The following is a 26270-nucleotide window of genomic DNA, read 5'->3' on the forward strand; positions in this document are numbered from 1 at the left end:
CGGGGCGGTCCTACTCCGAGAACTCGAACATGAGGCCGTGGTTGTCCGCCGCGGCGATGGCCAGGGCACCGGGCGCATCGCCCGGCTGCACCCGGACGCCACGCTCGGTCAGACAGGCCTCCGTCTGACGGAGGTCGCGGACGGAGAACACCGTCGATCGGATGCCGTCGCCGTAGCGGTCGAGGTGCTGCTGGATCACGCCGGGCCCGGTCGGGGTGATCAGCTCGACGACGATGTCGCCGATGAGGAGACCGACCGCCTCGGCGGACACAGCCGGCCGCGCGGCCTCGTAGTCCTGGCTGCCGTTGAGGAAACCGCCGAAGTACCCGAGCGCGGCGTCCAGATCGCGCACCGCGACGGTGCACCGCTTGAGTCCGGTGGTGCCGAGCGGGTGCTCGTCGCGCCAGTAGGAGAGCGGCCTGATCGGCTCGTCGTAGGGAACCGGCGACGGCACCGCGTGGAAGCTCTGGTCGTAGCACTCGAGGGAGACGCCGAAGCTGTCGCCGGCGTAGGTGTGGAAGGCCGGGCCCAGCTCCCGCACGATCCGCATCCCCCGGGCCCGCACCGCGACGCGGGCCTCCTCGACGTCGGGGACGACGAACTCCGCGCCGACGTAGTGCGCGCCGTACCGGGAGTGCAGCAGCAGCTGGTGCGGCACCCAGAACTGGAAGATCACGCCGCCCAGCGTCATCAGGCACCCGTGCCAGTCCGGACCCGGCATGTCCAGCAGGAACTGCGCACCGAGGACGTCGCGGTAGTGCCCGATGGCCCCGTCGAAGTCCTCGACCATCGCGTTGATGTGGTTCATGTGCTCGGGTGCGATCGACGGCGGCAACGGGTCTCCCGGGAACGTGCTCGAGGGCGGTCCCGCGACACTACGGCGTCCCCGGGCGTCCGCCACGTCGTGCCGGCCGCGGCCCGCGAGGCCGGTGACCGGTCGGGCACCCTCCTGGCCGCCTGCCGAGGGCGGGCACCCGGCAACCACGGGGGCACCAAGAACGACTCAGGGCGTCCACCGAATCGGTGGACGCCCTGGTCATCGGGGTGGAGCTGAGGGGACTCGAACCCCTGACCCCCACACTGCCAGTGTGGTGCGCTACCAGCTGCGCCACAGCCCCGTTCCCGGCCCCGGTCGAGTGCCCCTGAGCCGTTGGCAACTGTACATCCCCCGCGAGCGGGCAACGGGGAGGGGGTCGGGCGCGGCGGGGGGTCAGGCCTGCATCAGCTGGGCGATCCGCAGGTGGTTGCCGAAGGGGTCGCGCAGGCCGAAGTCGATCCCGTACGGCTGGTCGACCGGCTCCTCGGTGATCTCCACGCCCGCGGCCTTGAGGTCGGCGTGCGTGCGGTAGGCGTCGACGCAGGCGAGGAAGAGGTGGCCCCCGGCGACGCCCTTGCTGATCGCCTGCCGGACCTCGGCGGCGGTCTCCTCACTCATCGACGGCGGCCCGGGCTTCTCCAGCAGGACCTGGCGGTCCGGCTGGCCGGGCGGCACGACGGTCAGCCACCGCATGGGGCCGAACTGCATGTCGCTGTGGACCGCGAAGCCGAGATTGCCGACGTAGAAGTCGAGCGCGGCGTCCTGGTCGGGCACGTAGATCTGACTGATGGTGATCCCGGTCAACATGCGGACGACGCTAGGCACCCTCACGCCCGCGGCGCTTCTCCGAAACTGCTCGGTCGCAGCCAGGCCATCGCGAAGCACGACGGCGCCGCCGGCAGCGGTCCGCGGCGCCGGTGGGCGCTGGGCGACTCCCCCACCACCGCGCGAAACACGCGGCTGAACGTGCCGAGGCTGCTGAACCCGACGGCCATGCAGATGTCGGTCACGCTGCGGTCGGTCGAGCGCAGCAGGAACATCGCCCGCTCCACCCGCCGCCGCTGCAGGTACCGGTGCGGGGTCTCGCCGAAGGTGGCCCGGAAGGTGCGGATGAAGTGCGCCGGCGACACGTGCGCGATCCCCGCCAGGGTGGGGACGTCGAGCGGTTCGGCGTAGGCGCGGTCCATCGCGTCCCGGGCGCGCAGTATCCGCCGGTTGGTGTCCTCGACGGCGCCGGTCACGCCCGCATCCCAGCAGATCCCGGCCGCGTCGCCCCGACCCGGGAGCGATGGCCCTCCCGCGGCCAGGCCCCCGCCCCGAACGGCGTCCTGCGGGCCATCGCCCCCGGGCCCGGAGGCTCGGAGGCCCGGAGCCGCGGTGCCGGGTCAGCCGACCCGGACGCCCCGCTCGGCCAGCCAGTCCACCGGGTCGACCCGCCGGCCGTCCATCCCGCCCTCGTGCACCTCGAAGTGCAGGTGCGGGCCCGTGGACTGACCGCGGTTGCCCAGCAGCGCGATGGTGTCGCCGGCGTCCACGTAGTCGCCGACCTCGACCAGGATCTCGTCCATGTGGCCGTAGACGGTGACGTCGCCGTTCTCGTGGAGGATGTAGACGGCCAGGCCGAACCCGCTGGCCGAGCCCGCGCGCAGCACCACGCCGTCGGCAGCGGCCAACTCGGGCGTGCGCATCGGCGCGGCCAGGTCGATGCCGTAGTGGAAGGTGCCCCAGCGACCGCCGTACCCGCTGGTGAACCGGGCCCCGGCCACCGGCAGCACCGTCTTGGGGCGGGCGGCCTCGGCCGCGGCCGCCTCCGCTGCGGCCTCCGCCTCGGCGCGGGCCGCGCGGGTCGCGGCGACCTCCTGCAGGCGGGCGTGGGCCTCGGCCTCGGTGATGGAGGCCATGGGCATGACCTCCTGCGTCTCGTCCACGATCCCCAGCTCCTGCTGGGCGGCGAGCACGCTGGTGGACTCGGCGGCGGCGTCCGGTGCGCCTCCCACCCCGAGCCACGCGGCGACCGCTCCACCGGCGACGAGCGCGCCGAGCAGCGCCCCGGGCCGGCGGTTGCCCCGCCCCGCCCGCCGGCCGGCGGGGGACGCCCGGTGCGAGCCGGCTCCCGGGCCGGCCGGGGCGCCGTGCGCCGAGGCGCCCGTGCGGGAGGGAGTGCGCATGTACCTGCCTGCTCCGGTGGGGGAAGCCCGGTGGGGCGGATCACTGGCGACCGCCATCCAAACACTGTGTGACCGATTCGTGACCCCCTGCGCGGCGTGTTCGTCGCGACACGCTGCGTGTGACACCCCGCACGTCCCACCCGTTGCAGTCCGGTCACGACGGCGTCCCCGCGGAACCGCCGCGACCAGCGGATCGTTTGACTGGTCGACGGGATGGGCATGGATGCCTTTCCCGGCGCCGTCGGTCCCCACCCCTGTCGACCGACATCCCTCCGGTGATCGAGGAGCTCCTCCTCATCCCCGAGTGGACAACAGCTCCGCCGTCAACCGATGATCGGCGTTTCCGCTGATCCGCCGCGCGCCGACCGGGCGCGCGGAACCCACCTGAGGGACCGCCCGCCCGGCGGACCCACTGGAGGTCACCGCCCCGACGAGAGTGAAGGAACGGATGCCGCATGACGACGCCGGAGCTCGCCCTCGGTTCGCCGGTCCCCGCCGGCGCCCCCCGCACGACCGCCCCGGCAGTCGCCCCCGTCCACCCGCTCTCCGAGAAGACCCTGGGGCTGCACGGTGAGCGACTCACCGTCCCCACCTACGACCGCGCCGGCCTCACGCCCGCCGTCGTCCACTTCAGCGTCGGCGGATTCCACCGCGCCCACCAGCTGACCTACTTCGACGACCTGGCCCAGCTCGACATCTCCGCCGGCTGGGGCGTGGTCGGCGTCGGGCTGCGGCACCGCTCGATGCAGGAGGCCCTCGCCCCCCAGGACCACCTGTACACGGTCGTCGAGCGCAGCCCGGACGGCGAGCGCGCCCGCGTCGTCGGGGTGCTGACCGACTACCTGTTCGCCCCCGACGCCCCCGGCGCGGTGCTCGACCGGCTCACCGATCCGCGCACCCGCATGGTGACCATGACCATCACCGGCGCGGGCTACCACCTCGACCCGCACACCGGCGCCATGGACCTCTCCGGCCCGGACCTGCAGCGCGACCTGGCCGACCCCGCCCGCCCGTGCACCGCCTTCGGCTACATCGTCGAGGCCCTGGACCGGCGGCGGCGGGCCGGCACCCCGCCGTTCACCGTCGTCTCCTGCGACAACATGCACCGCAACGGCGACGCCACCCGCGCCGCGGTCGTCGGCCTCGCCCGGCAGCGGGACGAGGTGCTCGCCCGCTGGATCACCGACCGGGTGGGCTTCCCCAGCAGCATGGTCGACCGCATCACGCCGCAGACCACGGCCGACGAGCGGGCCGAGGTCGCCCGCCGCTACGGCGTCGACGACCGCTGGCCCGTCATCACCGAGCCGTTCTCGCAGTGGTTCATCGAGGACGACTTCTGCAACGGTCGCCCGCCGCTGGACGCCGTCGGCGTCCGGTTCGTGCCCGACGTCGCGCCCTACGAGCTGATGAAGACGCGGCTGCTCAACGCCGGCCACTCGGCGCTGGGCTACCTCGGCACCCTGGCCGGGCACGTCCGGATCGACGAGCTCATGGGCGAGCCGCTGTTCGCCGCCTACGCCGCCCGCTTCATGGACGACGAGGTGACCCCGCTGCTCCCCCAGCCCGCGGGCGTCGACCTCACCGACTACAAGGCCGTCCTGCTGCAGCGCTTCGCCAACCCCGCGATCGCCGACCGGCTGGAGCGCCTGTGCCGGCGGGGCTCGACCAAGGTCGCCCACCACGTGCTGCCCTCGCTGCGCGAGTCGCTGGACCGGGGATCCCGGGCGCCGCTGCTCACGCTCGCCGTGGCCGGCTGGATCCGCTACCTGCAGCTGCACGAGCCGGCGGAGGACGAGCTCGGCCCCCGGCTCCAGGCCCTGGCCCGCGCCGGCGGCACCGATCCGCGGCCGGTGCTCGCGGTCCGGCCGGTGTTCGGGAACCTCGGCGAGCACCCGGCGTTCGTGGCCGACCTCGAGCGCGCCCTGCGCGACCTGACCGCCGACGGCGTTCGCGCCACCGTCGCCGCCGCCCTCACCCGCCCCGGCACGGTCGCCCGGTGAGCGCCGCCTCCCCGCCGGCCGCGGCCGGCCCCACCACCGCCCTGCCCGAGGAGGTCGTCGCCGGGCTGGAAGCCCTGCTGTGCGACGCCGACGGCAACCTGTTCCCCAGCGAGGAGCCGGCCTTCGTCGCCTCCGCCGAGGTCACCAACCGCTTCCTCGCCGACCTCGGCTCCGCCCGGCGGTTCACCGCCGAGGAGCTGCGGCTCGCCACGACCGGCATGAACTTCCGCACCACCTCGCGGCGGCTGGCCGACGAGGCCGGCCGGCCCGACGCCGACCTCGAGCCCTGGGTGGCCGAGGAGAAGCGCGCGGTCACCGCCCACCTGGGCGAGGTGCTGCGGCCGCACGCGGAGACCACCGCGGCGGTCACCCAGCTGGCGGCGTACCTCCGCCCGGCCGTGGTGAGCTCCAGCGCGCTGACCCGGCTCGACGCCTGCTTCCGGGCCACCGGGCTGGCCGACGTGCTGCCGGCGTCGGTGCGCTACAGCGCCGAGGACTCGCTGCCGGTGCCCACGAGCAAGCCCGACCCGGCCGTCTACCTGCACGCCTGCGCGCAGCTGGGCATCGCGCCGGCCACCGGCCTGGCCGTCGAGGACTCGGTCGCCGGAACCCTGTCGGCCGTCCGTGCGGGCTGCCCGACGGTCGGCAACCTGCTGTTCGTCCCCGCCGCCGAACGCGCGGAGCGGGACGCCGCCCTGCGGGAGGCCGGCGCGCTCGCCGTCGTCGCCTCCTGGCGGGAGCTCGCCGACCTGCTGCTGCCGGTGCTCACCCGCCGCGGCGCCGACCCCACGGGAGGGAACCGGTGGACCCGGTGAACATCGTCTACGTCGCCTTCCGGGGCCACTTCTCCGACAGCCCGCGGGCGCTCTACGAGGAGTTGCTGCGCCGAGGCGTCGACGCCACGCACACCTGGCTGTCCGCGCCGCACACCCGGGCGACCTTCCCCGCCGACGTCACGACGGTCGAGTTCGGCAGCCCGGAGTCGATCGCCGCGCTCGAGGGCGCCGACGTCGTCATCAGCAACGACCACATCCCGCTGGACTGGGACAAGCGCCCCGGGACGACGTACCTGCAGACCTGGCACGGCACCCCGCTCAAGCGGATCCACAACGACGTCCTCTGGGCGCCGGAGGGGCGGCTGGCCTACCTCGAGCAGGACATCGCCCGCTGGGACCTGCTGCTGTCGCCCAACCCGGCGAGCACGCCGCGGTTCCGCGGGGCGTTCGGCTTCGACCGCCCGGTGCACGAGACCGGTTACCCCCGCAACGACCTGCTGAGCAGTCCCGACCGGGACCGGGTGCGCGCCCGGGTGCGCGCCGACCTCGGGCTGACCGACGACCAGACCGCCGTCCTCTACACCCCGACCTGGCGCGACGACCTGGTGTTCAACAGGACCGGGCCCCGCGACTTCGAGTTCGCGATCGACCTGGAGGACTTCACCGCCCGACTGGGCACCGACCACGTGCTCCTGCTCCGGCTGCACAACATGGTGATGGACCGGCTGGAGATCACCGAGGGCTCGGCCGTCCGCGACGTGTGCGGATATCCCGACATCCGCGACCTCTACCTGGCCGCCGACGTGATGGTCACCGACTACTCGTCGACGATGTTCGACTTCGCCGTCACCGGCAAGCCGCTGCTCTACCTGACCTACGACCTGGAGTACTTCTCCGACGAGCTCCGCGGCTTCTACTTCGACCTGGCCGAGGTCGCCCCGACGCCGCTGCTGCGGACCAGCGGGGAGCTGGTGGAGGCCCTCGCCGACCTGGACGCGGTCACGGCGCGCGGCGCCGAGCGCTACGCGCGCTTCCGCGAGACCTTCTGCTCCCTGGAGGACGGGCACGCCACCGAGCGCGTCCTCGACCTGCTCTTCCCGGCCGACACCGTGTCCGCCGCAACCACGAGAACCCGAGGAGGGGACGACAGTGCGCATCGCTGACCGCGCTCTCGACGCCGGACCGGCCACCGGTCTGCTGGAGCTCGCCCACTCCGCCGCCACCCGGCAGCCCGTCGACGGACCGATCCAGGTCGTGATCCTGGCCGCCGGCATGGGCACCCGCCTGGGCCGCCCGCACCCCAAGCCGCTGACGCCGCTGCACGACGGCCGCAGCATCCTGCAGCGCCAGCTGGACACCCTGCGGGAGGTCTTCGGGGAGGCGGTCGACATCACCGTCGTCGTCGGCTTCAAGGCCAAGCGGATCATGCAGGCCGCGCCCGACGTCCGCTTCGCCTACAACCCGGACTACGCCCGGACCAACACCTCGCAGAGCCTGCTCCGCGCCCTGCGCGCCACCCGCGACGGCGGGGTGCTCTGGCTCAACGGCGACGTGGTGTTCGACGCCGACGTGCTGCGGGCCGCGCTGCCGTCGGTGGCCGCCGACCAGAGCTTCGTCTGCGTCGACACCTCCACCGTCGCCGACGAGGAGGTCAAGTACACCCTCGACGCCGACGGCTGCATCGCAGAGCTGTCCAAGACGGTCGCCGGAGGCCTGGGCGAGGCCGTGGGCATCAACTACGTCTCCGCCGCCGACAAGCCGGTCCTGGTGGAGCACCTGGTCGCCTGCGCCGCGCAGGACTACTTCGAGCGCGGCATCGAGACCGCGATCGGCGCCGAGGGGCTGCGCTTCCGGCCGGTGGACATCAGCCGGTTCTCCGCCGTCGAGGTCGACTTCGAGGCCGACCTGGACCGGGCCAACGCGCTGTTCTCCGCGCGGGCGCGCCTGCACCCGGTGAGCGACATCGCGTAAGCGGCGTCCTCCCCCGCCCCGCGGCGTCCCCCACCCCGAGGCGTCCTCCCCGCCGCCCGGCGTCCTCCCTCACCGCCCACGGTGCGGGAGGACGCTGCGGGATCAGGTCACCTGATCCCGGAGGGGGCCGGCCGGGCGGGCGGCTGCCGGCTCCCGGAACCGGCGGACGGCGGCGATGCCCCCCGGGACCAGGCCCACGCCCAGCCCCAGCAGCAGCGCCACCGCGACGCGGGCCAGCAGGTCCGGGCCGGCGGCGAGCACGTGGGCGCTCCACATCACGTCGACGTCGGGCAGGCCCTGCACCAGCAGCAGCCAGCCGAGGACGAGCGCGAAGAGCCCGGCCATCGCCCCCCGGCCGCGGCGGGCCGCCCGCGCGCCGAGGACGGCGACCAGCACCGCGGCCAGCGCCGGCAGCAGCGCCGAGGCGATCGCGCCCCCGTGCGAGGAGATGCTCTCCGGCGGCTCGGGCGTGGTCAGCGCGTGGACCAGTGCCGCGGCGCCGCCCACGAGCAGCAGCCCGCCCAGCGGCCGGGCGTCGCGGGCCAGCAGGCCGGCGGCGAGCGCGACGGCGGCCACGGCGAGGTGCACCGGCCACACCACCCACGGCGAGGGCGGCGGCTCCCAGGTCAGCTCGCCGGCCACCTCCACCGGCGCGCCCCCGACGGTCATCGGCACGACCCACGCCGAGATCAGGTGGGCGCTGTCCGGATCGGCCGCCACCTGCGGCGGCAGCTGCCCCTCGCTCATCCAGTGGGTGCGGTGGTCGTGCCAGACGTAGCGGGGCTCGGTGGAGACCTGGACCCACTCGGGCTCGGCGGCCACGTCCGCGGTGTCCGGCACGCCGGCCCGGCCGTAGCGGTCGAGGTTGAGGTACGTGGCGGGGCTGCGGCTGTTGCGCCAGACGCCGTCCGGGCCGATCCGCAGGTACGGCTCGTCGCTGTAGCCGGGCACCTCGACCTCGGTGCCGGAGGTGGTGACCACCTCGAGCTCGTCGCCGAACTGCAGCAGCCGCACGGTCACCCCGGGGACCTCGGGGGTGACCGACGTGATCCGGCCGTCGAAGTCGCTCCCGGCGACGTCGCCGCCGACGTGCGCAACCGCCGGGCCGGCCAGGGCGAGCACCGCGACGACGCCGGCCAGCACGGCCAGCAGCCGCGCCGGGGTCCTGCGCACGGGCTAGCTCCCCACGATCGCTTCGAGATCCCCGGCGATGTCACCCGCGGTGTTGCCGCCGTCGAACGCGACGTGGGCCTGGTCGTCCGAGCCGTACAGCAGCAGCAGCGTCGAGTGCAGCCGGCCCTGCTCCTCGGCCAGTGGCACGCCCGCCGACAGCTGCGCGCGGTCGATCGCGCCCTGGTCGCCGGTCAGCCCGACGAAGGAGATCGGCAAGTCCGCGGCGAAGCCGTCCAGGTAGTCGGCCAGCACCGCGGGCGTGTCGGCCGCCGGATCGGTCGTGACGAACACCATCTGCACCTGCTCGGCCAGCGCGGGGTCCACCCGGCGCAGGGCCAGGGCGACGTCGGCCATCGTGGCCGGGCAGATGTCGGGGCAGGTGGTGTAGCCGAAGAACAGCAGCGTGGGCCGCCCCGCCGTCCGCTCGGCGAAGTCGTAGGCCGCCCCGGTCGTGTCGGTGAGGGTGAACGACGGGCGCTGGTACGGATCGGGCAGGTCCACCCCGGCGTAGCGGTCGTCGGGGCCCTCCACGCTGGCGCCGCCGGAGTGGTCGTGGCCGCCGGCGGCGGACGAGGAGGCCGCCGGGCCGTCCGCGTCCGCCGCCGAGCACCCGCCCAGGAGCAGGCCCGCCGCCAGCACCGCGGCGGGCAGCCGACGGGGAGAGGAGGTCACGAGGACACGGTACGTCGGCCCGCCCGGTAGCCGAGGAGGACGCCGGCGAGCCCGGTGAGCAGTGCCAGGACCGCCAGGACGAGCGCGACCACACCCACGCCGTCGGAGTCGGAGTCGCCGTCGTCGGCCGCGCCGTCGTCGTCCCCCGAGGCGGCCGGGGCGTCGTCGGCCGCGGTCAGCGACAGCACCGGGGCCGGGCGCTCGGGCTCCTCGCCGCCGGAGACCGTCGGCTCGATCCAGGCCGCCTCGGTGCCGTCGCTGTAGGTCTGCACCGCCGGGAAGGTCAGCTCGTCGGCGTCGGGGAACGGCCCGCCGGACAGCGCGAACTGCTGGAACTGCCCCGGCGCGATGCCACCCCCGGCCTCGGCACGGAACTCCACGACCGACACGTAGCGGGTGATCTCCTGGCCGTGGTTGTCCAGCGGCTCGCTGAGCTCGGTCTGCGTCAGCGTCGCCGTCCACCCCGGGACCGGCTGCACCCGCAGCGAGGCCAGGGCCGACTCCTCCGGGATCTGGATGCGCAGGGCCACGGTGCTGGCCGTGTCGCTCTCGTTGGGCACCCGGAAGGTCAGCAGGCCGTACCCGCCCGGCGCCGCGTCGGCGGACGCGACGGTGACGTGGGCGGACGCCGTTCCGGCGACGGCGATCGACGCCGCCAGGGCCGTGAGCACCGCCAGCAGGACGACGCCGAGGCGGGCGAGCGGGCGGGGCGGGGTGGCGCGACCGCTCGGGGCGGTGGCGGGCGAGGACATGGTTCTCCTGTCTCGGGTGGGAGGGGCGCTCAGCGGACCGGGAACTCGGTGCTGGCGGTGATCGCGGTGAACTCGTCCAGGCGCACCGAGACGGCGAGCGTCCAGGTGCCGGCCGACGGGATGGCGGTGCCGTCACCGACGTAGTGGCCGGGTCCGGCCGGCTCCAGGTCGACGGCCAGCGGGCCGATCTCCTGGCCGGGCTCGGTGAGGGTGACCCGGATGTCCTCGGGCTGCACCAGCCGCCCGCCCTCGTCGAAGAGGTAGACGTGCAGGGTGTTGGCCCCGGGCGCCGCCGGGTCCAGCGAGATCTGCACGGAGCCGGCCTCGCCGGCGGCGGACTGCAGCGGCAGGGTGACGTCGACCGGCTCGGACACCGTCGCGCGGGCCGGCGGGGTGCCGACGAGCACCGCCGACAGGGCCAGGACGACGACGCCCAGCGCCAGCTCGACGAGGACGGAGCGGCGCAGCAGCCCGCGCTCGGCGGCCGCCCCCTCCGCCAGGTCCTCCTCGCGGGCCGCCGCGGCGGACACCACCTCGGGCGACGGCTCCGGCTCCCCGCCGGCCGGCGCGGCGAACGCGTGCGCGGTCACCCGGCGGCGCGGCGTCCGGCTGCGGCGGATGCCGAGCCGCTGCTGAACCCACACCCGCGAGACGCCCGCCGCCGCCAGGAGGAGCGCGACGACGGCCAGCTTGGCCAGCAGCAGCCGCCCGTAGCCGGTGGAGAAGAGCGCGTCGGGCGAGCCGACCTCCCGCACCGCCTGCACGACGCCGGACACCACCAGGACGCCGACCGACGCGGCCGCCAGCCGGGAGTACCGCGGCAGCGCCGCGGCCAGCTCTGCGGCGGGCACCCCGTTCCGCAGCACGGCGCCCAGCAGCGCGGCGAGCCCGCCGAGCCACAGCGTCATGGCCGCCACGTGGGCGGTGGCGGCGAGCACGGCGATCGCCGGGTAGGGCCCGGCGACCGGGTGGCCGACGGCGGCTGTGGTGACCACCAGGCCGGCGGCGAGCAGGCCGGCGAGCACCAGCGCCGACGGCGCCGGGACCGTTCCCCGGCGCAGCCAGGGCAGCAGCAGCAGCGCCAGGCCGGCGGTCAGGGCCAGCCGCACCAGCAGCATGACGCCGATCTCGGAGCCGGCGGTGGCCGACAGCAGCGCGCCGTCGGTCACCGAGCCCAGCCCGGTCGCGGCCGCGTAGGGCCCCTGCAGGGCGAAGGTGAGCGCGGCGCCGACGCCGAGGGCCGCCAGCCCCACGGCGGTGAGCCGGCGCAGCAGGGCCGAGGCCCAGCCGCCGGGCCAGCACAGCGCGACCAGTGCGGGCACGCCGACGGCCAGCGCCAGGCCGGCGAAGCCGGTCCACCGGGCGGCCGGCAGCGCGACGGCGACGGCCGGGTCCGTGTCGTCCGCGGCGCCGGCCACGGAGGCGTCGACGAGTTCGCCGTCGCCGACCACGAAGGAGAAGGACCCGGCGATCGGGTGCGAGTCGGCCGAGATCACCCGGTAGGTGACCAGGTAGCCGCCCTCGCCCAGGCCGTCGCGCAGCGCGACGCTCACCGTGCGGTCGTCGACCTCGGCGGTGCCGGCGTCGACGCGGCCGCCGGAGGCGTCCAGGACGCGGAGGTAACCGGCGCCCACCGAGACGCCCTCGCTGAAGTCCAGCGACACGCGCTCGGGAACGGCCGACAGCCGGGCGCCCTCCCCCGGGTCGGTGCCGACCAGCTCGGCGTGCGCCGCGGCGGGGCCGGCCGTGACGACGCCGGCGAGCAGCCAGCCCGCCAGCAGGAGCAGGAGGACGGCGGCGGGGCGGCGGGGACGGGGGCGGGCGGACGCGGTCACGCGGCCGCCCGCTCGGCGGCCAGCGCGGGCAGCGTGCGGCGGCGACTCCGCCACGCCACGGCCGCCACCAGGCCGACGCCGGCCAGCAGGAGGACGTGGGCCACCGCCCGGTCACCGTGGACGTGCCCCGCGGTGAGGTCGCGCGCGGTGAGGACCGTGAGCAGCACCCCGAAGGTGCCGAGGAAGGGCAGCGCGCCGGCGGCCAGCCGCGGCGCCGCCGCCACCGCGACGAAGGCCGCGCCGACCGCCAGGTTCCAGGCCCCGGTCTCGTGGGCCATGTGCACCGGCGCGCTCATCGCGGCCGCGCCCATGACCAGCGCCGGCCAGGCGATCAGCGCCTGCGCGACGCCCACGGCGAGCAGGGCCAGCCGCAGCGCCGAGGTCGCCAGCCGCGCTCGGGCCGCGGCGGCGCCACCGGGCAGCCGCGGCGGCAGGGCGGTCAGCACCGCCGTGGTGAGGTCGGGCACGGGCGGGGCGGGCGCCAGCCGCGCCCGCCGGGTCACCGCGGACGCCGCCGCGGCCCAGGACGCGCAGGCCGGGCAGCCGGCGAGGTGCGCGTCGAGCTCGACCGCCGGCACGCCGGGCGACTCGCCGTCGAGCCGGGCGGAGACCGCCTCGCGGATTGCGGGACACTGCATGGTGTCGTAGTCGTCCCCCGAGCCCCTGCGGTTCCCGGCCGGCTGTGTGACCTGGACGACGTCGGGAGCGGGGCGGTGGACGAGCTGGCGCGGTACGCGACCGCGGCCGTGGAGGGCGACGCCCTCGCCGCCGCGGCCCTGGTGCGCGCCACCCAGTCCGACGTGTGGCGGCTGTGCGCGGCCCTCGTCGACCGCGGCAGCGCCGACGACCTCACCCAGGAGACCTACCTCCGGGCCTTCGGCGCGATGCACCGCTTCGCGGGGCGCTCCACGCTGCGCACCTGGCTGCTGGCGATCGCCCGCCGGGTGTGCGCCGACGCGCTCCGGTCCCGGCGGCGCCGTCGGCTGACCCTCGTCGGGGACGACGCCGTCCTGGAGGCACTGGACGACGCGGCGGACGGCCCGTCGGACCCCGTCGGCGAGAACGCGGCGGTGGGCGACCTGCTGGCCCGGCTGGGTCCGGAGCGGCGCGAGGCGTTCGTCCTCACCCAGCTGCTGGGACTCCCCTACGCGGAGGCGGCCGAGGTGGCCGGCTGCCCCGTCGGCACCATCCGCTCCCGCGTCGCCCGGGCGCGCAACGATCTCGTCACGGCCCTCGCTGCGGAGGAGGGCGACGCGGCGCGCGGATGACGGCGCGGTGAACGGCGCGCAAACGGGGCACCTATGCTGCCCGACGGCCGTGCGCCCGCTCCTGACGGATCGGACGTCCGGGGACCCACTGCCGACCGGAGCGACACGTGCCCTTCAGTCTCACGCCCAAGGACTCGAGCTTCTTCCCCCTGTTCACCGCTTCCGCGGAGAACCTGGTGGCCGCGACCGACGTCCTGAGCGAGTTCATCAACGACCACGCCCGCCGCGACGAGCTGGCCGCGCAACTGCGCGAGCTGGAGCACGTCGGCGACCAGGCCACGCACGCGATCTTCCGGCAGCTCAACTCGAGCTTCGTGACGCCGTTCGACCGCGACGACATCTACAACCTCGCCAGCTACCTCGACGACGTCATGGACGCCATCGAGGCCGCTGCCGACCTGGTGGTGCTGACCGGGCTGGGCACGCTGCCGGCCGAGATGCACCAGCAGACCGCCCTGCTGCAGCGGGCCGCGCAGACGACCGCGGAGGCGATGCCGCGGCTGCGCACGATGAAGGGCCTGTCCGAGTACTGGATCGAGGTCAACCGGATCGAGAACGAGGCCGACAAGCTCTACCGCCGGCTGCTCTCGCGCCTCTACAGCGGCGAGTTCGACGCCCTGGAGATCCTGAAGCTCAAGGAGGTCGCCGACCAGCTCGAGGAGGCCGCCGACCACTTCGAGCACGTGGCCAACGTCGTCGAGACCATCACGGTCAAGGAGTCCTAGGCCCGATGGGTCCCTGCTGATGGACGCCGCCTTCCTGGCCCTCGTCGTCATCGTCCTGGTCGCCCTGGCCTTCGACTACACCAACGGTTTCCACGACGCGGCGAACGCCATCGCGGTCGCCGTCTCCACCAAGGCCCTGACCCCGCGGGTGGCCCTGGCGCTGGCCGCGGTGATGAACCTCGTCGGCGCCCTGCTCTCCACCGAGGTGGCCAAGACGGTCGGGGCGGGGATCATCGACGCCCCGGAGGGCGACGACGGCCTGCGGATCGTGTTCGCCGCCCTCATCGGGGCGATCGTGTGGAACCTGATCACCTGGTACTTCGGGCTGCCGTCCTCGTCGTCGCACGCGCTCATCGGCGGCCTGGTCGGCGCGGCGCTCGCCGCGGCGCACAGCGTGCAGTGGATGGGGATCCTCGACAAGGTCGTCATCCCGATGGTCCTCGCGCCGCTGATCGGCTTCGGGCTGGGCTACCTGTTCATGCTGGCGATCCTCTGGACCTTCCGCGGCGCCCACGTCAGCCGCGCCAACCGGGGTTTCCGCTACGCGCAGATCGTCAGCTCGGCGACGATGGCGCTGGGGCACGGCCTGCAGGACGCGCAGAAGACCATGGGCGTGATCACCCTGGCGCTCTACACCTCCGGCGAGCTCACCGCGAACTCCAGCGGCGACTTCGAGGTGCCGCTCTGGGTGGTCCTCGCCGCCGCGCTGGCGATCAGCGCCGGCACCTACGCGGGCGGCTTCCGCATCATGCGCACCCTGGGCCGGCGGATCATCCAGCTGACCCCGGCGGGCGGGTTCTCCGCGCAGACCGTCGCCTCCGGCGTGATGGTGACGACGGCGACGGTGTTCGCCGTGCCGGTGTCGACCACGCACATCACCACCACGTCGATCATGGGCGTGGGCGCCACCCGGCGGCTGTCGGCGGTCCGCTGGGGCGTCGCCCGCAGCATCATGGTGGCCTGGGTCGTCACGCTGCCGGCGGCCGGGGCGGTCGCCGCGCTGGTGTACTTCGCCACCGACGCCGTCACCGGCTGACCGGGCCGTGCCGGCAGGCGCGGGCCCGGCCCGGCCGGGGGACGCGGACCCCGGCGGCGGCGTCGCGCTGGGCACCCCCCGGGGGCGCCGCCTGATCGCCGCCACCGTGCTGGCGTCGGGGATGGCGCTGCTGGACGCCTCGGCGGTCAACGTCGCCCTCCCCGCCATCGGCGACGACCTGGACGCCTCCCTGTCCGGTCTGCAGTGGACCGTGACCGGCTACACCCTCGCCCTCGCCGCGCTGGTGCTGCTCGGCGGCTCGCTGGGCGACCGGTTCGGCCGGCGCCGCGTGTTCCTCGTCGGCGTCGCCTGGTTCGCGGTGGCGTCGCTGCTGTGCGGGCTGGCCCAGGACACCGGACAGCTCGTGGGCGCGCGGGTGGTGCAGGGCGTCGGCGCGGCCCTGCTGACCCCGGGCAGCCTCTCGCTGATCCAGGCCTCGGTGCGGCCCGCGGACCGGGCCCGCGCCATCGGGTTGTGGTCGGGCCTCGGCGGGATCGCCGGCCTGGCCGGCCCGTTCCTCGGCGGGGTGCTGGTCGACGCGGTCAGCTGGCGGCTGGTCTTCCTGCTCAACGTGCCGGTCGCGGTGGTCGTGCTCGTCGTCGCCTCGCGCCACGTGCCCGAGAGCCGGGCCGCTGCCCGGCCCGGCCGCTTCGACGTCGCCGGGGCAGCGATCGGCGCCCTCGCCCTGGGCGCGGTCACCCACGCGCTCATCCGGGCCGGGGATCCGGCCGCGGGCGTGGAGGTCGTCGTGTGGGGGACGGCGGGGCTGCTGGCCGGGGCGGGGTTCGTCGTCCGTGAGCGGCGGGCGACCGCGCCGCTGCTGCCCCTGCGGCTGTTCGCCGACCGGCAGTTCACGGGGGCGAACCTGACCACCCTCGCGGTCTACGGCGGCCTCGGCGGGGTGCTGCTGTTCCTGGTCCTGCAGCTGCAGACGGTGCTCGGCTACGACGCGACGGCGGCCGGGGCCGCGATGCTGCCCTCGATCGCGATGATCACCCTCCTGTCCTCGCGGGCCGGCGCCCTCGCGGCCCGCATCGGGCCCCGGCGGCCGATGACCGCCGGCCCCCTGATCGCGGCCGCCGGCACCGCCTGGCTCGCCACCGTCGACGGTCGCCAGCCCTACGCCCTCGACGTCCTGCCCGGGTCGCTGCTGCTGGGCCTGGGGATGGCGGCGACCGTCGCCCCCCTGACCGCGACGGTGCTGGCCGCGGCCCCCGACTCGCTGACCGGCGCCGCCAGCGGGGTGAACAACGCCGTGGCCCGCGCGGCGCAGCTGCTCGCCGTCGCCGCCCTGCCGGTGGCGGTCGGGCTCGGCGGCAGCGACTACGCCGATCCGGTGACCTTCGCCACTGCCCACCGGACCGCGATGCTGGCCGGCGCCGCCCTGTTCGCGGTCGGCGGGGCGCTGGCCTGGGCCACCGTCCGCGACGACGTCCTGCGGTCCTGACGGGGAATCCTCCCACCTGGTGGAACAGGACTGGCGTATGTCGACCGTTCTGGTGGACATTGACGTCGTGGCGGCGACGGCGGTGCTCCTGGTGGGGCGGATCCACGTCGACCTGCTGCGCGTCTGCGCCGCACGCTGTCCGGGCTGCTGACCTCCCGCGCCCGAGCGCGCACCCGCCCGTCCTGAACCCCCGCGTCGCCGCGCGCCCGTGCGCGCCCGCGGGCCGGCACCCCGGAGTCCTGGCCCCTCATGAAGACCCTGATCCTGCTGGCCCTCGCGGGCCTCGGTGCGCAGCTCGTGGACGGCAGCCTGGGCATGGCCTACGGCGTCACGTCCTCGACGCTGCTGCTGGCCATCGGCACGAACCCGGCCGCGGCGTCGGCGACGGTCCACCTGGCGGAGATCGGCACGACGCTGATGTCCGGCGTCGCGCACTGGAAGTTCGGCAACGTCGACTGGCGCGTCGTGCTCAAGATCGGCGTCCCCGGGGCGGTCGGGGCGTTCGCCGGGGCGACCGTGCTGTCCAACCTCTCCACCGCGGTGGCGGCGCCGGTCATGTCGCTGATCCTGCTGTCGCTCGGCGTCTACCTGCTGGTGCGCTTCACGCTGCGCGGCATCGACCGGCGCCACCTCGGCAAGCCGATGCGCAAGCGCTTCCTCGGCCCGCTGGGCCTGGTCGCGGGCTTCGTCGACGCCACGGGCGGCGGCGGATGGGGCCCGGTCGGCACGCCCGCGATCCTCGCCAGCGGCCGGATGGAGCCGCGCAAGGTCATCGGCTCGATCGACACGTCGGAGTTCCTGGTCGCGGTCGCCGCCAGCCTCGGGTTCCTGGTCGCGCTCGGGTCCCAGGGGATCGACTTCGGCTGGGTGGTCGCCCTGCTCATCGGCGGCATGGTCGCCGCGCCGATCGCGGCCTGGCTGGTCCGCCACGTCCCGCCGCGACTGCTCGGTTCCCTGGTCGGCGGCATGATCATCGCCACCAACAGCCGGACCCTGCTGCGCAGCGACTGGATCGACGCCCCGGACGCCGTCCGCAACGCGGTCTACGCGCTGGTCTACGTGGTGTGGGCCGCCGCCGTCGTCTGGTCCTACCTCCAGTACCGCAAGGACCGCACGCAGGAGTCCGCCGACGCCGTCTCCGCCCACGCCGCGCTGCTGGCCGAGCCCGCCCCGGCCGACGCCGCGACCGTCCCCGATCCGGAGCGGCAGCTCACCGGGGGCCGGCCGAGCGCGCCGACCGACTGAGGGTCGGCCGCCGACCGCCCGGGCGGTCAGTGGCCGGCGAGCAGCCGCGCCTCCCGGCCGGGGTCCAGGCCGGGGCGGGGCCGCCCGTGCGGGGGCGCCGGCAGCTCCCCCGCGTCGCGCAGCCAGGCCCAGGTGTCGGCGACGGACTCCCGCACCGGCCGGACGGGGAGGCCGAGCCGGCGCGCGCGCGTGGTGTCGACGGCCCAGGCGGTCGCCGCGACGTCCTGCGGCAGCCACAGCGGCAGGTCCTGCCAGGGCTCGACGCCCGCGGCCAGCAGTTCCTCCTCCGGCACGGGCACGAGAGCGGCATCGCTGCCGGTCACCTCGCGGCACACCGCCAGCAACCCGCCCAGTGTCGTCATGCCGACCGGGCCGGTCGCGGTGACCGGGCCGCCGACCCCGCGCTCGGCCATCTCGACCAGCCAGCCGGCCAGATCGCGGGCGTCCACCACCGCCAGCGGCTGCTCGAGGGCGTCCGGCACCGCGACCCGCCCGCCGCGCGCGATGCGCCGCAGCCACCAGCCGAGCCGGTCCACGGTGTCGTGCGGGCCGACGATCAGGCCCGCACGGGCGGTCAGGAAGCGGTCGCCGAGGACCGCGCCCAGCTCCCGCTCCGCCGCCGCCTTGATCGGGCCGTACTCGTCGTCGTCGGTCTGCCAGACCGGGTCGTCCTCGCTCCGGACCGGACCCGGCGGCCAGTTCCGGTAGGCGTTGAGGCTGCTGACGAAGGCGTACCCGCGGACGTCGCCCAGGACGGCCGCCGCGTGCCGGGCCGCGGCCCGGGATTGGCACGAGGTGTCGACGACGAGCTCCGGCCGCCACTCCCCCAGCGCGGCGGGCAGCACGCCGGGGTCGTCACGGTCCCCGTGCAGGGCGCGGACGCCGTCCGGAGGGGAGCCGGTGACGCCGCGGGTGAACGTCGCCACGTCGTGGCCGCGCGCGAGGGCCGCCGCGACCACGTGACGGCCGAGGAAGAGGGTGCCGCCGAGGACGAGGAGTCGCATGCCGCCCAGCTCAGCGGACCCGCTCGGCCGACGTCCAGGCGGTTCGCCGACGGCGCACCGCAGCCCGGGAGGCGCTAGACGGCGCGCAGCACCGGCACCTGCGGCAGCGGGGTCGCCCGCGCGGCCGCCATCAGCATCTGCGGCGACCGGGGCAGGCCGCGGCGGGTGCACAGGCGCAGCGCCCGCGCGCCGGTGACGACGTCGGTCTCCGGCGGCACCACGAGCAGGTCGGCCCGCTTGTTGCCGCCGGCCCAGGTCAGGCACACCGCGCCGGGCTCCATGCTGCGGAACCCGCCCGTGCGCACCACCCGCCCGCCGACGACGACCTTGCGCGGCGCCGGCAGCCAGGCGTCGAGCGCGTAGGTGAAGCGCTCCACCCGCACGCCGTGCCGGTCGAGCGCGGCGATCAGCTCCGGCACCTCGACGGCGAGGTCGCGGCTGCGGGGGAACCAGGCGCCGTCGAAGCCCTGGCCGCCGTCGCCGGCGTCGCTGCGGATGCTCACCCGGACGTCGATCCCACCCCGGTGGCCCTCGGCCTCGGGCAGCGGTCCCGTGCGGGGAGTCCTCATCAGCGTCGGCCAGCCTTCCGTCGTCCGCCCCTGCGCAGGTGCCAGGGATCCGAGACGAACGTAGGCGCGCCGACCCGCACCTCCGTGCGCGTCGTCGGCGGGCGCGTCGGCGCCCACCGGCCGGTCCTCACCACATGTCACGGATCGGTCACGACAACGCGCTGACCTGGGTCATCTCGCGCGAGAGCCCCCCTCCCCGAAGGGGGACGAGGGCTCTCGACGCACGCTCGTCCGGCCTCGTCCGGAGGCTCACCCCGAGCTCGCGAGGGGTGAGGCGGACGAGGTCCTTCGTCAGACCGGCTTGGGCTTGCGGTTCTTCGCCTTGCCGCGCTCGGTCTGGTCGAGGACCACCTTGCGGATGCGCACCGTGGCCGGGGTGACCTCCACGCACTCGTCCTCGGCGCAGAACTCGAGCGCCTGCTCCAGGTTGAGGATGCGCGGCGGGATGAGCCGCTCCAGCTCCTCGGAGGTGGACTTGCGCATGTTGGTGAGCTTCTTCTCCTTGGTGATGTTCACGTCCATGTCGTCCGGACGGGAGTTCTCACCGACGATCATGCCCTCGTAGACCTCGGTGCCCGGCTGGACCATCATCTGGCCGCGCTCCTGAAGCGAGAACATGGAGTAGGTCGTCGCCACGCCCTGGCGGTCGGCGACCAGCGAGCCGGTCGGCCGGGCGCGCATGTCGCCCAGCCACGGCTCGTAACCCTCGAGGTTGTGGTTCAGGACGCCGGTGCCGCGGGTCTCGGTGAGGAACTCGGTGCGGAACCCGATGAGGCCGCGGGACGGGACGATGTACTCCATCCGCGCCCAGCCGGTGTCGTGGTGCACCAGGTTCTCCAGGCGCGCCCGCCGGACGGCCAGCGCCTGGGTCAGCGTGCCCACGTAGTCGCCGGGCACGTCGATGGTGACCCGCTCGACGGGCTCGTTCAGCTTGCCGTCGATCACCTTGGTCACGACGGTGGGCCGGCCGACCGTGAGCTCGAACTCCTCGCGGCGCAGCTGCTCGACGAGGATGGCCAGCGCCAGCTCGCCGCGGCCCTGCATCTCCCAGGTGTCGGGACGGTCGGTGGGCAGCATCCGCACCGAGACGTTGCCGACCAGCTCCTGGTCCAGGCGGTTCTTGATCAGCCGGGCCGTGAGCTTCTTGCCGGACTTGCCCGCCAGCGGCGCGGTGTTGATCCCGATGGTGATCGAGATCGACGGCTCGTCGACGGTGAGCGGCGGCAGCGGGCGCGGGTCGTTCGGGTCGGCGAGGGTGTCGCCGATCATGATGTCCTCGATGCCGGCGATGGCCACCAGCTCGCCCGGGCCCGCGCTGTCGGCCGGGGTGCGGGTGAGCCCCTCGGTGACGAGCAGCTCGGTGATCTTGACGTTCTTGATCGTGCCGTCGACCTTGCACCACGCGACCTGCTGGCCACGCTTCATCTCACCGGAGTGGATGCGCAGCAGCGCCAGCCGGCCGAGGAACGGGGACGCGTCGAGGTTGGTGACCTGCGCGCGCAGCGGCTCCTCGGCGTCGTAGACCGGGGCGGGGACGGTGTCCAGCAGCGTCTTCACCAGCGGGCCGAGGTCCGGGCTGTCGGGCACCGTGCCGTTCTCGGGACGGTTCAGCGAGGCCTGCCCGGTGCGGCCGTTGCAGTAGACGATCGGGAACTCGAGGGCGTCGGCGTCCATGCCGGCGTCCTCCATGAGCTCCATGAACAGCTCGTAGCACTCGTCGACGACCTCGGCGATCCGCGCGTCGCCGCGGTCGGTCTTGTTGACCGCGAGGATGACCGGCATCCCCTTGGCCAGCGCCTTGCGCAGCACGAAGCGGGTCTGCGGGAGGGGGCCCTCGGAGGCGTCCACGAGCAGGACGACGCCGTCGACCATCGACAGGCCGCGCTCGACCTCGCCGCCGAAGTCGGCGTGCCCGGGGGTGTCGACGATGTTGACGACGACGGCGTCGCCGTTCTCGTCGGCCAGGTGGATCGCCGTGTTCTTCGCCAGGATCGTGATGCCGCGCTCGCGCTCGAGGTCCATCGAGTCCATGACGCGGTCCTGCGTGGAGTCGTTGTCCGTCCCCTCGCCCTTGGCGCGCCCGAGGGCACCCGCCTGGCGGAGGAGGGCGTCGACCAGGGTGGTCTTGCCGTGGTCGACGTGGGCGATGATCGCCACGTTGCGCAGGTCGTCGCGGGTGGGCATGCGGAGAGGCACCTCAGGAGAGTTCGGGGGTCGGCACTCCCGGACACTCAGCCTCGGGGCACCACAGACACCGGTGATAACGGCCGCCGGCCCGGCGACCTTCCCATGGTAGTGGACGGATTCCCCGCCCCCGACCGCCCGCGGGCCCGCAGGGTGCCCGTGGGGGGCAGCGGGCCGGTGATCGTGACCAGTCTCACCGCGCGGAGGCGCAGGTCAGGCGGCCTCGGGCCGGTCGGCGACGGCGGCGGTGACCCCGGCGGCCGCGATCGTCACGCCGCCGACGGCGAGCCAGGCCGGCAGGCCCGCGCCGAGCGCCAGCACGTGGGCGAGCACGAAGGCGCCGACGTAGAGCGCACCGAGGCCGAGCGCGACCGCCCACCCGCGCCGCTGCACCCACAGCGCCGCCGCGGCCAGGCCGCCGAGGGCGAAGACGGCGCCCCCGAGCGCGCGGACGCCGGTGCCCTGCGCGATGCCGAACCCCGCGGCCAGCCCGGCGGCGACGAGGGCGGCCGAGGGGAAGCGGGTGCGGGCACGGGTCAGAAGCGTCGTCGTCACATCCCGAGTGTCCCGGACGACGACGCTGCGGGATCAGGTGACCTGATCCCGCAGCGTCCTCCCTCACGGTGTGCGGTGAGGGAGGACGCGTCACGGCGAGGGAGGACGCGCGAGAGCCCCGGCTCAGGCGGTGCGGAGCACGGCCTCGATCTCGAGCTCGACGGAGATCTTGTCGCCGACGACGACGCCGCCGCCGTCCATCGGCATGTCGATGTCGACGCCGTAGGCCTTGCGGGAGATCTCGGTCTTGGCGCTGAAGCCGGCGCGCGTGCCGCCGTAGGCGTCGGGACCGAAGCCGTTGAGCTCGAGCTCCAGCGTCACGGGCTTGGTGATGCCCTTGATGGTCAGGTCGCCCACGACGGTCCAGTCGGCGCCGTCGGTGCGGACGGCGGTGGACCGGAAGGTCATCTCGGTGTGGTTGCCGACGTCGAAGAAGTCCGCGGAGCGGATGTGCGCGTCGCGCTGCTCCTGGCGGGTGTCGATCGAGTCCATGTTGACGCGGGCGGTCACGGTGGACTGCGCGGGGTCCTCGGCGGTGGTGATCACGCCGTCGAAGTCGCGGAAGTAGCCACGGACCTTGCTGACCATCATGTGGCGGACGGCGAAGCCGACGGTCGAGTGGGCGGCGTCGATGTCCCAGGTGCCGGCGACGTAGCCGGGGATCTGGACGGCGGTGGCGCTGGTCATGGGGTCCTCCAAGTAGTTGAGTGTTTGACCTTCTGGTGGGAGAGCGTAGTTGAAGGCTTGACTATTCCGCCAGTAGGGTGGGGTCATGACTTCGGGATCACCGGACGCGGCCGCCGACGGGACCCGCTGGCTCGACGCCGAGGAGCAGAAGGCCTGGCGCGCCTACCTCTTCAGCTCGATGCTGCTGCAGGACCGGCTGGACCGGGAGCTCACCCACTCCACCGGCATCTCCCACGCCTACTACGAGATCCTCGTCGCCCTCTCCGAGACCCCGGGCCGGTCGATGCGGATGAGCGAGCTGGCCGACCGGTGCCTGTCCTCGCGCAGCCGGCTGTCGCACGCGGTCTCCCGCCTGGAGGAGCGCGGCTGGGTGCGCCGGCAGACGTGCCCCGAGGACGGCCGGGGCCAGCTCGCCGTCCTCACCGACGAGGGGTTCGAGGCGCTGGACGCGGCCGCGCACGTGCACGTCGAGAGCGTGCGCACCCACCTGTTCGACCAGCTCAGCCCCGAGCAGATCGCATCGATGCGGGACGTCGGCGAGACGCTGCTGCGCCACCTCGGCCCGCGCTGACGGCCCTCCCCCGGACGGCGGAGCACCCCGCCGCGGAACACCTCTCGGTGTCCACGGCGGGGTGCTCCCCACCGATGCGCCGGGCCGGGCCCGGCGGTCGGGTCAGGCGTCCGAGACGAGCCAGAGGCCGTCCACCGGGGTGCTGCCGGATCCGTAGAAGCGGATGCCACCCACGCCCTCGCTCGTGATCAGGAACGCCGGGCTCCACGTGTAGACGATCATCGCGCTCTGGTCGACCAGGACCTGCTGGACCTCGAGGTAGGCCTCCCGCCGCTCGTCCGGGTCGTCCGAGAGCCGGCCCCGCTCGAGGGCGGCGTCGAGGGCGGGGTCGCTGATCCGGTTGAAGTTCGTCGCCGAGCCCGTGCCCACGAGCGTGTCCAGCACCGGGCTGGGGTCGACGTACGCCGCGCCGTAGATGGTCGCGTCGTAGTCGTTCTGCGAGAGCCTGCCGAACCAGCTCGCCGACTCCTGGGCCTCGATCGAGACGGTCAGGTTGTCGAACTCCTGCAGCTGGGCCTGCATGATCTCGCCGGCCCGGGCGACGTCGCTGTTGTTGCTCGACAGGATCGTGAACTCCAGCGGCCTGCCCTCGGCGGCGAGCTCGTCCAGCAGCTCCTGGGCGCGCTCGGCATCGGACTCGGGGAAGCTCGCCGAGTCGTCGTACAGCGCGGAGGTCTCCCGGATCAGCGAGGTGGGTGGCTCCTCACCGGCCCCGCCGTACAGGGTGTCGACCAGCGCCTGACGGTCGATCGCCAGCGTGATGGCCTCGCGGGCACGCGGGTCGTCGAACGGCGCCGTGGAGAAGTTGAACATCAGGTTGGTGAAGCCGGAGAAGCCTGCCGGCAGGGTCGTCATGCCGGCGTCCCCGGCCAGCTGGACCGTCTCGTAGTTGTTGCTGATCGCGACGTCGACCTCGCCGGCCTGCAGCGAGTTGTACCGCTGGTTGTCGTCGGGGTTGGCGCGGATGACCAGCTCGTCGAGGTAGGGCCTCGGCGCGTCCCAGTAGTCGGGGTTCGCCGAGAGCACCATCCGGTCCTGCCGGGTCCACGAGTCCAGCGTGAACGGCCCGGCCCCGACCGGGTCGGCGGTGAAGGCCTCCGGCCCCTCGGCGAGCGCCGTCGGCGAGCCGACGAAGTTGATGGCCATGATCAATGAGGCGAACTGCGCCGTCGGCTTGGCCAGGGTCACCTCGAGGGTGCGGTCGTCGACCACCGTGGTGCCGGCGATGGCCGCTGCGGAAGCGACGGTCTGCGAGCCGGCGACCGTCCGGTCCTTGGCGCGGTCCCAGTTGTACTTGAGCGCCTCGGCGTCCAGCGGCGTGCCGTCGGTGAACGTGAGCCCCTCGCGCAGGGTGACGATCCAGGTGGTGCCGTCCCGGTTCTCCAGGTTCTCGATGAGCCCGTACTCCACCTCGCCCCCGGGCGTGATCTCCAGGAGCTGGCCGTACAGGGCGTTGCCGTAGACGGACTGGGTCACCAGCGAGTTGCTCAGCGATGCCGGGTCGAGGTTCGCCGGCTCGGTGACGGCGAGGTAGGTGAGGGAACCGCCCTCGACCGGGTCACCACTGGCCTGCTCGCCGCTGCCCTCGGTTCCGCCACCCCCGCCCTCGTCCGCGCCGCAGCCGGCGAGGATCAACGACGTGGTGAGCGCGGCGCCGATGAGGGCGCTCCGCCGTCGGGTGAGTGTCACGAGACCTGCCTCGGGTCGGGGATGGAGGGGTAGCAACGGTGATGCATGTCATAGATAGCAATGATGGGGTCGAAGGAGGTCACGACACGGCCACGAGCGCGCCGAATCAGACGGACACCGGCACCCGACCGAGGTCGGCGGGCGCGTCGGCGTGGTGGCACGCGGCGAAATGGCCGTCGCCGACCGCCCGCACCTCCGGCACCTCGACCGCACACCGCTCGGTCGCCAGCGGGCACCGCGTGCGGAACCGGCACCCCGACGGCGGGTCGAGCGGGCTCGGGATGTCGCCCTCGAGCGCCGGTCCGGGGAAGCCACCGGCCGCACGCCGCCGGGGCACCGAGTCCAGCAGCGCCCGCGTGTAGGGGTGCGCCGGCGCCGCGAAGACCGAGTCGACGTCGCCGACCTCGCAGATGCGGCCCAGGTACATCACCATCACGCGGTCGCAGACCGATCGGACGACGGACAGGTCGTGGCTGATGAAGACCAGCGTCAGGGCGTGCTCGTCCTTCAGGTCGTGCAGCAGGTTGACGATCTGGGCCTGGACCGACACGTCGAGGGCCGAGACCGGCTCGTCGCACACGATCAGATCGGGCCGGATGGCCAGGGCCCGGGCGATCGCCACGCGCTGGGCCTGCCCGCCGGAGAGCTGGCGCGGGCGCAGGGGGCCGAACCGCTCGGGGTCCAGCCCGACGTCGGCCAGCACCCGGTCGGCGGCCTCCCGCCGCTCGGCCGCGGGGCGGCCCGCGATGGTCAGCCCCTCGACGACGAGCTCGCGGACGGAGCGTCGGGGGTTCAGCGACGAGACCGGGTCCTGGAAGATCATCTGCAACTTGCGCCGCAGCGGCCGCAGGGTGCCCCGCTTGGCGGACGCCAGGTCCTGACCGCGGTAGACCACCTGGCCGCCGGCGAGCTTCTCCAGCCGGAGCACGGCCTTGCCCGTCGTCGACTTGCCACAGCCGGACTCACCGACGAGCCCGAGCGTCTCCCCCGGCCGGACGTCGAAGCTGACGTCGCTCACGGCGTGCACGACACCGCCGGGTGTCCGGTACTCCACCTGCAGGTGGCGCACGGAGAGCACGGTGCCCTCCGCGTCGACCAGCAGGTGCGCCTCGCCCGTCCCGGCCAT

Annotated in this window: 26 protein-coding genes and 1 tRNA gene; 10 read left to right on the top strand and 17 right to left on the bottom strand. The window is 74.4% G+C overall.

The features are described 5' to 3' along the window. Window positions 1-10: 10 nt before the first annotated feature. The 5 genes from BMY88_RS15460 to BMY88_RS15480 all read right to left on the bottom strand — a co-directional run bounded on the left by BMY88_RS15460 (window position 11) and on the right by BMY88_RS15480 (window position 2985). The gene (locus BMY88_RS15460; RefSeq protein ID WP_139220495.1) at window positions 11-835 is read right to left on the bottom strand and encodes a VOC family protein; all 825 of its coding nucleotides are present in this window, start codon (window positions 833-835) and stop codon (window positions 11-13) included. Between the two features lie 210 nt (window positions 836-1045). Then, window positions 1046-1118 (bottom strand) — tRNA-Ala (locus BMY88_RS15465). A 92-nt stretch (window positions 1119-1210) separates the two neighbouring features. Further along, window positions 1211-1624: a VOC family protein gene (locus tag BMY88_RS15470; protein ID WP_091945241.1), complete on the bottom strand. Its 414-nt coding sequence runs from the start codon at window positions 1622-1624 to the stop codon at window positions 1211-1213. A gap of 20 nt (window positions 1625-1644) precedes the next feature. Next, the gene (locus tag BMY88_RS15475) at window positions 1645-2058 is read right to left on the bottom strand and encodes a helix-turn-helix domain-containing protein (RefSeq protein ID WP_170861130.1); all 414 of its coding nucleotides are present in this window, start codon (window positions 2056-2058) and stop codon (window positions 1645-1647) included. A gap of 144 nt (window positions 2059-2202) precedes the next feature. Continuing rightward, window positions 2203-2985, bottom strand: a complete 783-nt coding sequence (locus tag BMY88_RS15480) for a M23 family metallopeptidase (protein ID WP_170861131.1) — start codon at window positions 2983-2985, stop codon at window positions 2203-2205. A 455-nt stretch (window positions 2986-3440) separates the two neighbouring features. Here BMY88_RS15480 and BMY88_RS15485 point away from each other — a divergent pair, with 455 nt between their 5' ends. The 4 genes from BMY88_RS15485 to BMY88_RS15500 are packed head-to-tail and all read left to right on the top strand — an operon-like array spanning window position 3441 to window position 7732. Continuing rightward, complete coding sequence (locus tag BMY88_RS15485; protein WP_091945247.1) at window positions 3441-4985, top strand: mannitol dehydrogenase family protein; 1545 nt, start codon at window positions 3441-3443, stop codon at window positions 4983-4985. Continuing rightward, complete coding sequence (locus BMY88_RS15490) at window positions 4982-5800, top strand: HAD family hydrolase (RefSeq protein ID WP_211435677.1); 819 nt, start codon at window positions 4982-4984, stop codon at window positions 5798-5800. Before BMY88_RS15485 ends, BMY88_RS15490 begins: the two co-directional genes overlap by 4 nt. Further along, on the top strand, window positions 5788-6924 hold the full coding sequence (locus BMY88_RS15495; protein WP_091945250.1) for a CDP-glycerol glycerophosphotransferase family protein: 1137 nt from the start codon (window positions 5788-5790) through the stop codon (window positions 6922-6924). Before BMY88_RS15490 ends, BMY88_RS15495 begins: the two co-directional genes overlap by 13 nt. Then, on the top strand, window positions 6911-7732 hold the full coding sequence (locus BMY88_RS15500) for a phosphocholine cytidylyltransferase family protein (protein WP_244524705.1): 822 nt from the start codon (window positions 6911-6913) through the stop codon (window positions 7730-7732). Before BMY88_RS15495 ends, BMY88_RS15500 begins: the two co-directional genes overlap by 14 nt. A 102-nt stretch (window positions 7733-7834) precedes the next feature. On the opposite strand, the gene BMY88_RS23460 is transcribed toward BMY88_RS15500, so the two are convergent. From BMY88_RS23460 to BMY88_RS15525, 5 genes are read right to left on the bottom strand one after another with little or no spacing between them, the layout of a single operon-like run. Continuing rightward, window positions 7835-8905 carry a hypothetical protein gene (locus BMY88_RS23460; RefSeq protein ID WP_139220496.1) on the bottom strand — a complete coding sequence of 357 codons (1071 nt, stop codon included), beginning with the start codon at window positions 8903-8905 and terminating at the stop codon, window positions 7835-7837. A gap of 3 nt (window positions 8906-8908) precedes the next feature. Continuing rightward, window positions 8909-9577, bottom strand: coding sequence for an SCO family protein (locus BMY88_RS15510; protein ID WP_091945253.1), 669 nt, complete (start codon window positions 9575-9577; stop codon window positions 8909-8911). Beyond that, the gene (locus BMY88_RS15515; RefSeq protein ID WP_091945256.1) at window positions 9574-10329 is read right to left on the bottom strand and encodes a YcnI family copper-binding membrane protein; all 756 of its coding nucleotides are present in this window, start codon (window positions 10327-10329) and stop codon (window positions 9574-9576) included. The genes BMY88_RS15510 and BMY88_RS15515 overlap by 4 nt, the downstream gene beginning before the upstream one ends. Window positions 10330-10358: 29 nt before the next feature. Next, window positions 10359-12164, bottom strand: a complete 1806-nt coding sequence (locus tag BMY88_RS15520) for a copper resistance CopC family protein (protein ID WP_091945395.1) — start codon at window positions 12162-12164, stop codon at window positions 10359-10361. After that, window positions 12161-12802, bottom strand: a complete 642-nt coding sequence (locus BMY88_RS15525) for a zf-HC2 domain-containing protein (RefSeq protein WP_091945259.1) — start codon at window positions 12800-12802, stop codon at window positions 12161-12163. Before BMY88_RS15525 ends, BMY88_RS15520 begins: the two co-directional genes overlap by 4 nt. Before the next feature lie 75 nt (window positions 12803-12877). Here BMY88_RS15525 and BMY88_RS15530 point away from each other — a divergent pair, with 75 nt between their 5' ends. The 5 genes from BMY88_RS15530 (at window position 12878) to BMY88_RS15550 (ending at window position 17885) form a co-directional block, all read left to right on the top strand. Next, window positions 12878-13432 (top strand): sigma-70 family RNA polymerase sigma factor, encoded by a 555-nt coding sequence (locus tag BMY88_RS15530; RefSeq protein WP_091945262.1) that lies wholly within the window; start codon window positions 12878-12880, stop codon window positions 13430-13432. A 107-nt stretch (window positions 13433-13539) separates the two neighbouring features. Beyond that, a complete protein-coding gene (locus BMY88_RS15535; RefSeq protein WP_091945265.1) occupies window positions 13540-14157 on the top strand; it encodes a DUF47 domain-containing protein in 618 nt (205 codons plus the stop codon). Window positions 14158-14176: 19 nt separating this feature from the next. Next, on the top strand, window positions 14177-15193 hold the full coding sequence (locus BMY88_RS15540; RefSeq protein WP_091945269.1) for an inorganic phosphate transporter: 1017 nt from the start codon (window positions 14177-14179) through the stop codon (window positions 15191-15193). A gap of 7 nt (window positions 15194-15200) precedes the next feature. Then, on the top strand, window positions 15201-16640 hold the full coding sequence (locus BMY88_RS15545) for an MFS transporter (RefSeq protein ID WP_244524706.1): 1440 nt from the start codon (window positions 15201-15203) through the stop codon (window positions 16638-16640). Between the two features lie 249 nt (window positions 16641-16889). Then, a complete protein-coding gene (locus BMY88_RS15550; RefSeq protein WP_091945272.1) occupies window positions 16890-17885 on the top strand; it encodes a sulfite exporter TauE/SafE family protein in 996 nt (331 codons plus the stop codon). 26 nt (window positions 17886-17911) lie between these two features. Here the strand turns inward: BMY88_RS15550 and BMY88_RS15555 are convergent, their stop codons facing one another. The 5 genes from BMY88_RS15555 to BMY88_RS15575 form a co-directional block, all read right to left on the bottom strand. Then, window positions 17912-18889, bottom strand: coding sequence for an NAD-dependent epimerase/dehydratase family protein (locus BMY88_RS15555; protein ID WP_091945275.1), 978 nt, complete (start codon window positions 18887-18889; stop codon window positions 17912-17914). 74 nt (window positions 18890-18963) lie between these two features. After that, entirely contained in the window at window positions 18964-19458 is a 495-nt protein-coding gene (locus BMY88_RS15560; protein WP_091945278.1) for a DUF5994 family protein, read from the bottom strand. A gap of 291 nt (window positions 19459-19749) precedes the next feature. Beyond that, window positions 19750-21642, bottom strand: a complete 1893-nt coding sequence (typA, locus tag BMY88_RS15565; protein ID WP_091945281.1) for a translational GTPase TypA — start codon at window positions 21640-21642, stop codon at window positions 19750-19752. A 213-nt stretch (window positions 21643-21855) separates the two neighbouring features. Further along, window positions 21856-22197 (bottom strand): hypothetical protein, encoded by a 342-nt coding sequence (locus BMY88_RS15570; RefSeq protein WP_091945284.1) that lies wholly within the window; start codon window positions 22195-22197, stop codon window positions 21856-21858. A gap of 123 nt (window positions 22198-22320) precedes the next feature. Next, entirely contained in the window at window positions 22321-22884 is a 564-nt protein-coding gene (locus BMY88_RS15575; protein WP_091945287.1) for a YceI family protein, read from the bottom strand. An 85-nt stretch (window positions 22885-22969) separates the two neighbouring features. Here BMY88_RS15575 and BMY88_RS15580 point away from each other — a divergent pair, with 85 nt between their 5' ends. Further along, window positions 22970-23455 (top strand): MarR family winged helix-turn-helix transcriptional regulator, encoded by a 486-nt coding sequence (locus BMY88_RS15580; RefSeq protein WP_091945290.1) that lies wholly within the window; start codon window positions 22970-22972, stop codon window positions 23453-23455. Between the two features lie 102 nt (window positions 23456-23557). Here the strand turns inward: BMY88_RS15580 and BMY88_RS15585 are convergent, their stop codons facing one another. Both BMY88_RS15585 and BMY88_RS15590 read right to left on the bottom strand, forming a co-directional pair. Continuing rightward, window positions 23558-25144 carry an ABC transporter substrate-binding protein gene (locus BMY88_RS15585; protein ID WP_170861132.1) on the bottom strand — a complete coding sequence of 529 codons (1587 nt, stop codon included), beginning with the start codon at window positions 25142-25144 and terminating at the stop codon, window positions 23558-23560. 106 nt (window positions 25145-25250) lie between these two features. Further along, window positions 25251-26270: an ABC transporter ATP-binding protein gene (locus tag BMY88_RS15590; RefSeq protein WP_091945297.1), complete on the bottom strand. Its 1020-nt coding sequence runs from the start codon at window positions 26268-26270 to the stop codon at window positions 25251-25253.

The sequence above is a fragment of the Trujillonella endophytica genome, assembly GCF_900110555.1.
GTDB classification, from domain to species: Bacteria; Actinomycetota; Actinomycetes; order Mycobacteriales; family Geodermatophilaceae; genus Trujillonella; species Trujillonella endophytica.

Bases quoted from the DNA above. Each gene is read 5' to 3' on its own strand.
- BMY88_RS15470 (WP_091945241.1), bottom strand. From the start codon at position 1,624: ATGTTGACCGGGATCACCATCAGTCAGATCTACGTGCCCGACCAGGAC.
- BMY88_RS15480 (WP_170861131.1), bottom strand. From the start codon at position 2,985: ATGCGCACTCCCTCCCGCACGGGCGCCTCGGCGCACGGCGCCCCGGCC.
- BMY88_RS15485 (WP_091945247.1), top strand. From the start codon at position 3,441: ATGACGACGCCGGAGCTCGCCCTCGGTTCGCCGGTCCCCGCCGGCGCC.
- BMY88_RS15515 (WP_091945256.1), bottom strand. From the start codon at position 10,329: ATGTCCTCGCCCGCCACCGCCCCGAGCGGTCGCGCCACCCCGCCCCGC.
- BMY88_RS15525 (WP_091945259.1), bottom strand. From the start codon at position 12,802: ATGCAGTGTCCCGCAATCCGCGAGGCGGTCTCCGCCCGGCTCGACGGC.
- BMY88_RS15540 (WP_091945269.1), top strand. From the start codon at position 14,177: ATGGACGCCGCCTTCCTGGCCCTCGTCGTCATCGTCCTGGTCGCCCTG.
- BMY88_RS15550 (WP_091945272.1), top strand. From the start codon at position 16,890: ATGAAGACCCTGATCCTGCTGGCCCTCGCGGGCCTCGGTGCGCAGCTC.
- BMY88_RS15555 (WP_091945275.1), bottom strand. From the start codon at position 18,889: ATGCGACTCCTCGTCCTCGGCGGCACCCTCTTCCTCGGCCGTCACGTG.
- BMY88_RS15560 (WP_091945278.1), bottom strand. From the start codon at position 19,458: ATGAGGACTCCCCGCACGGGACCGCTGCCCGAGGCCGAGGGCCACCGG.
- typA (WP_091945281.1), bottom strand. From the start codon at position 21,642: ATGCCCACCCGCGACGACCTGCGCAACGTGGCGATCATCGCCCACGTC.
- BMY88_RS15575 (WP_091945287.1), bottom strand. From the start codon at position 22,884: ATGACCAGCGCCACCGCCGTCCAGATCCCCGGCTACGTCGCCGGCACC.
- BMY88_RS15580 (WP_091945290.1), top strand. From the start codon at position 22,970: ATGACTTCGGGATCACCGGACGCGGCCGCCGACGGGACCCGCTGGCTC.
- BMY88_RS15590 (WP_091945297.1), bottom strand. From the start codon at position 26,270: ATGGCCGGGACGGGCGAGGCGCACCTGCTGGTCGACGCGGAGGGCACC.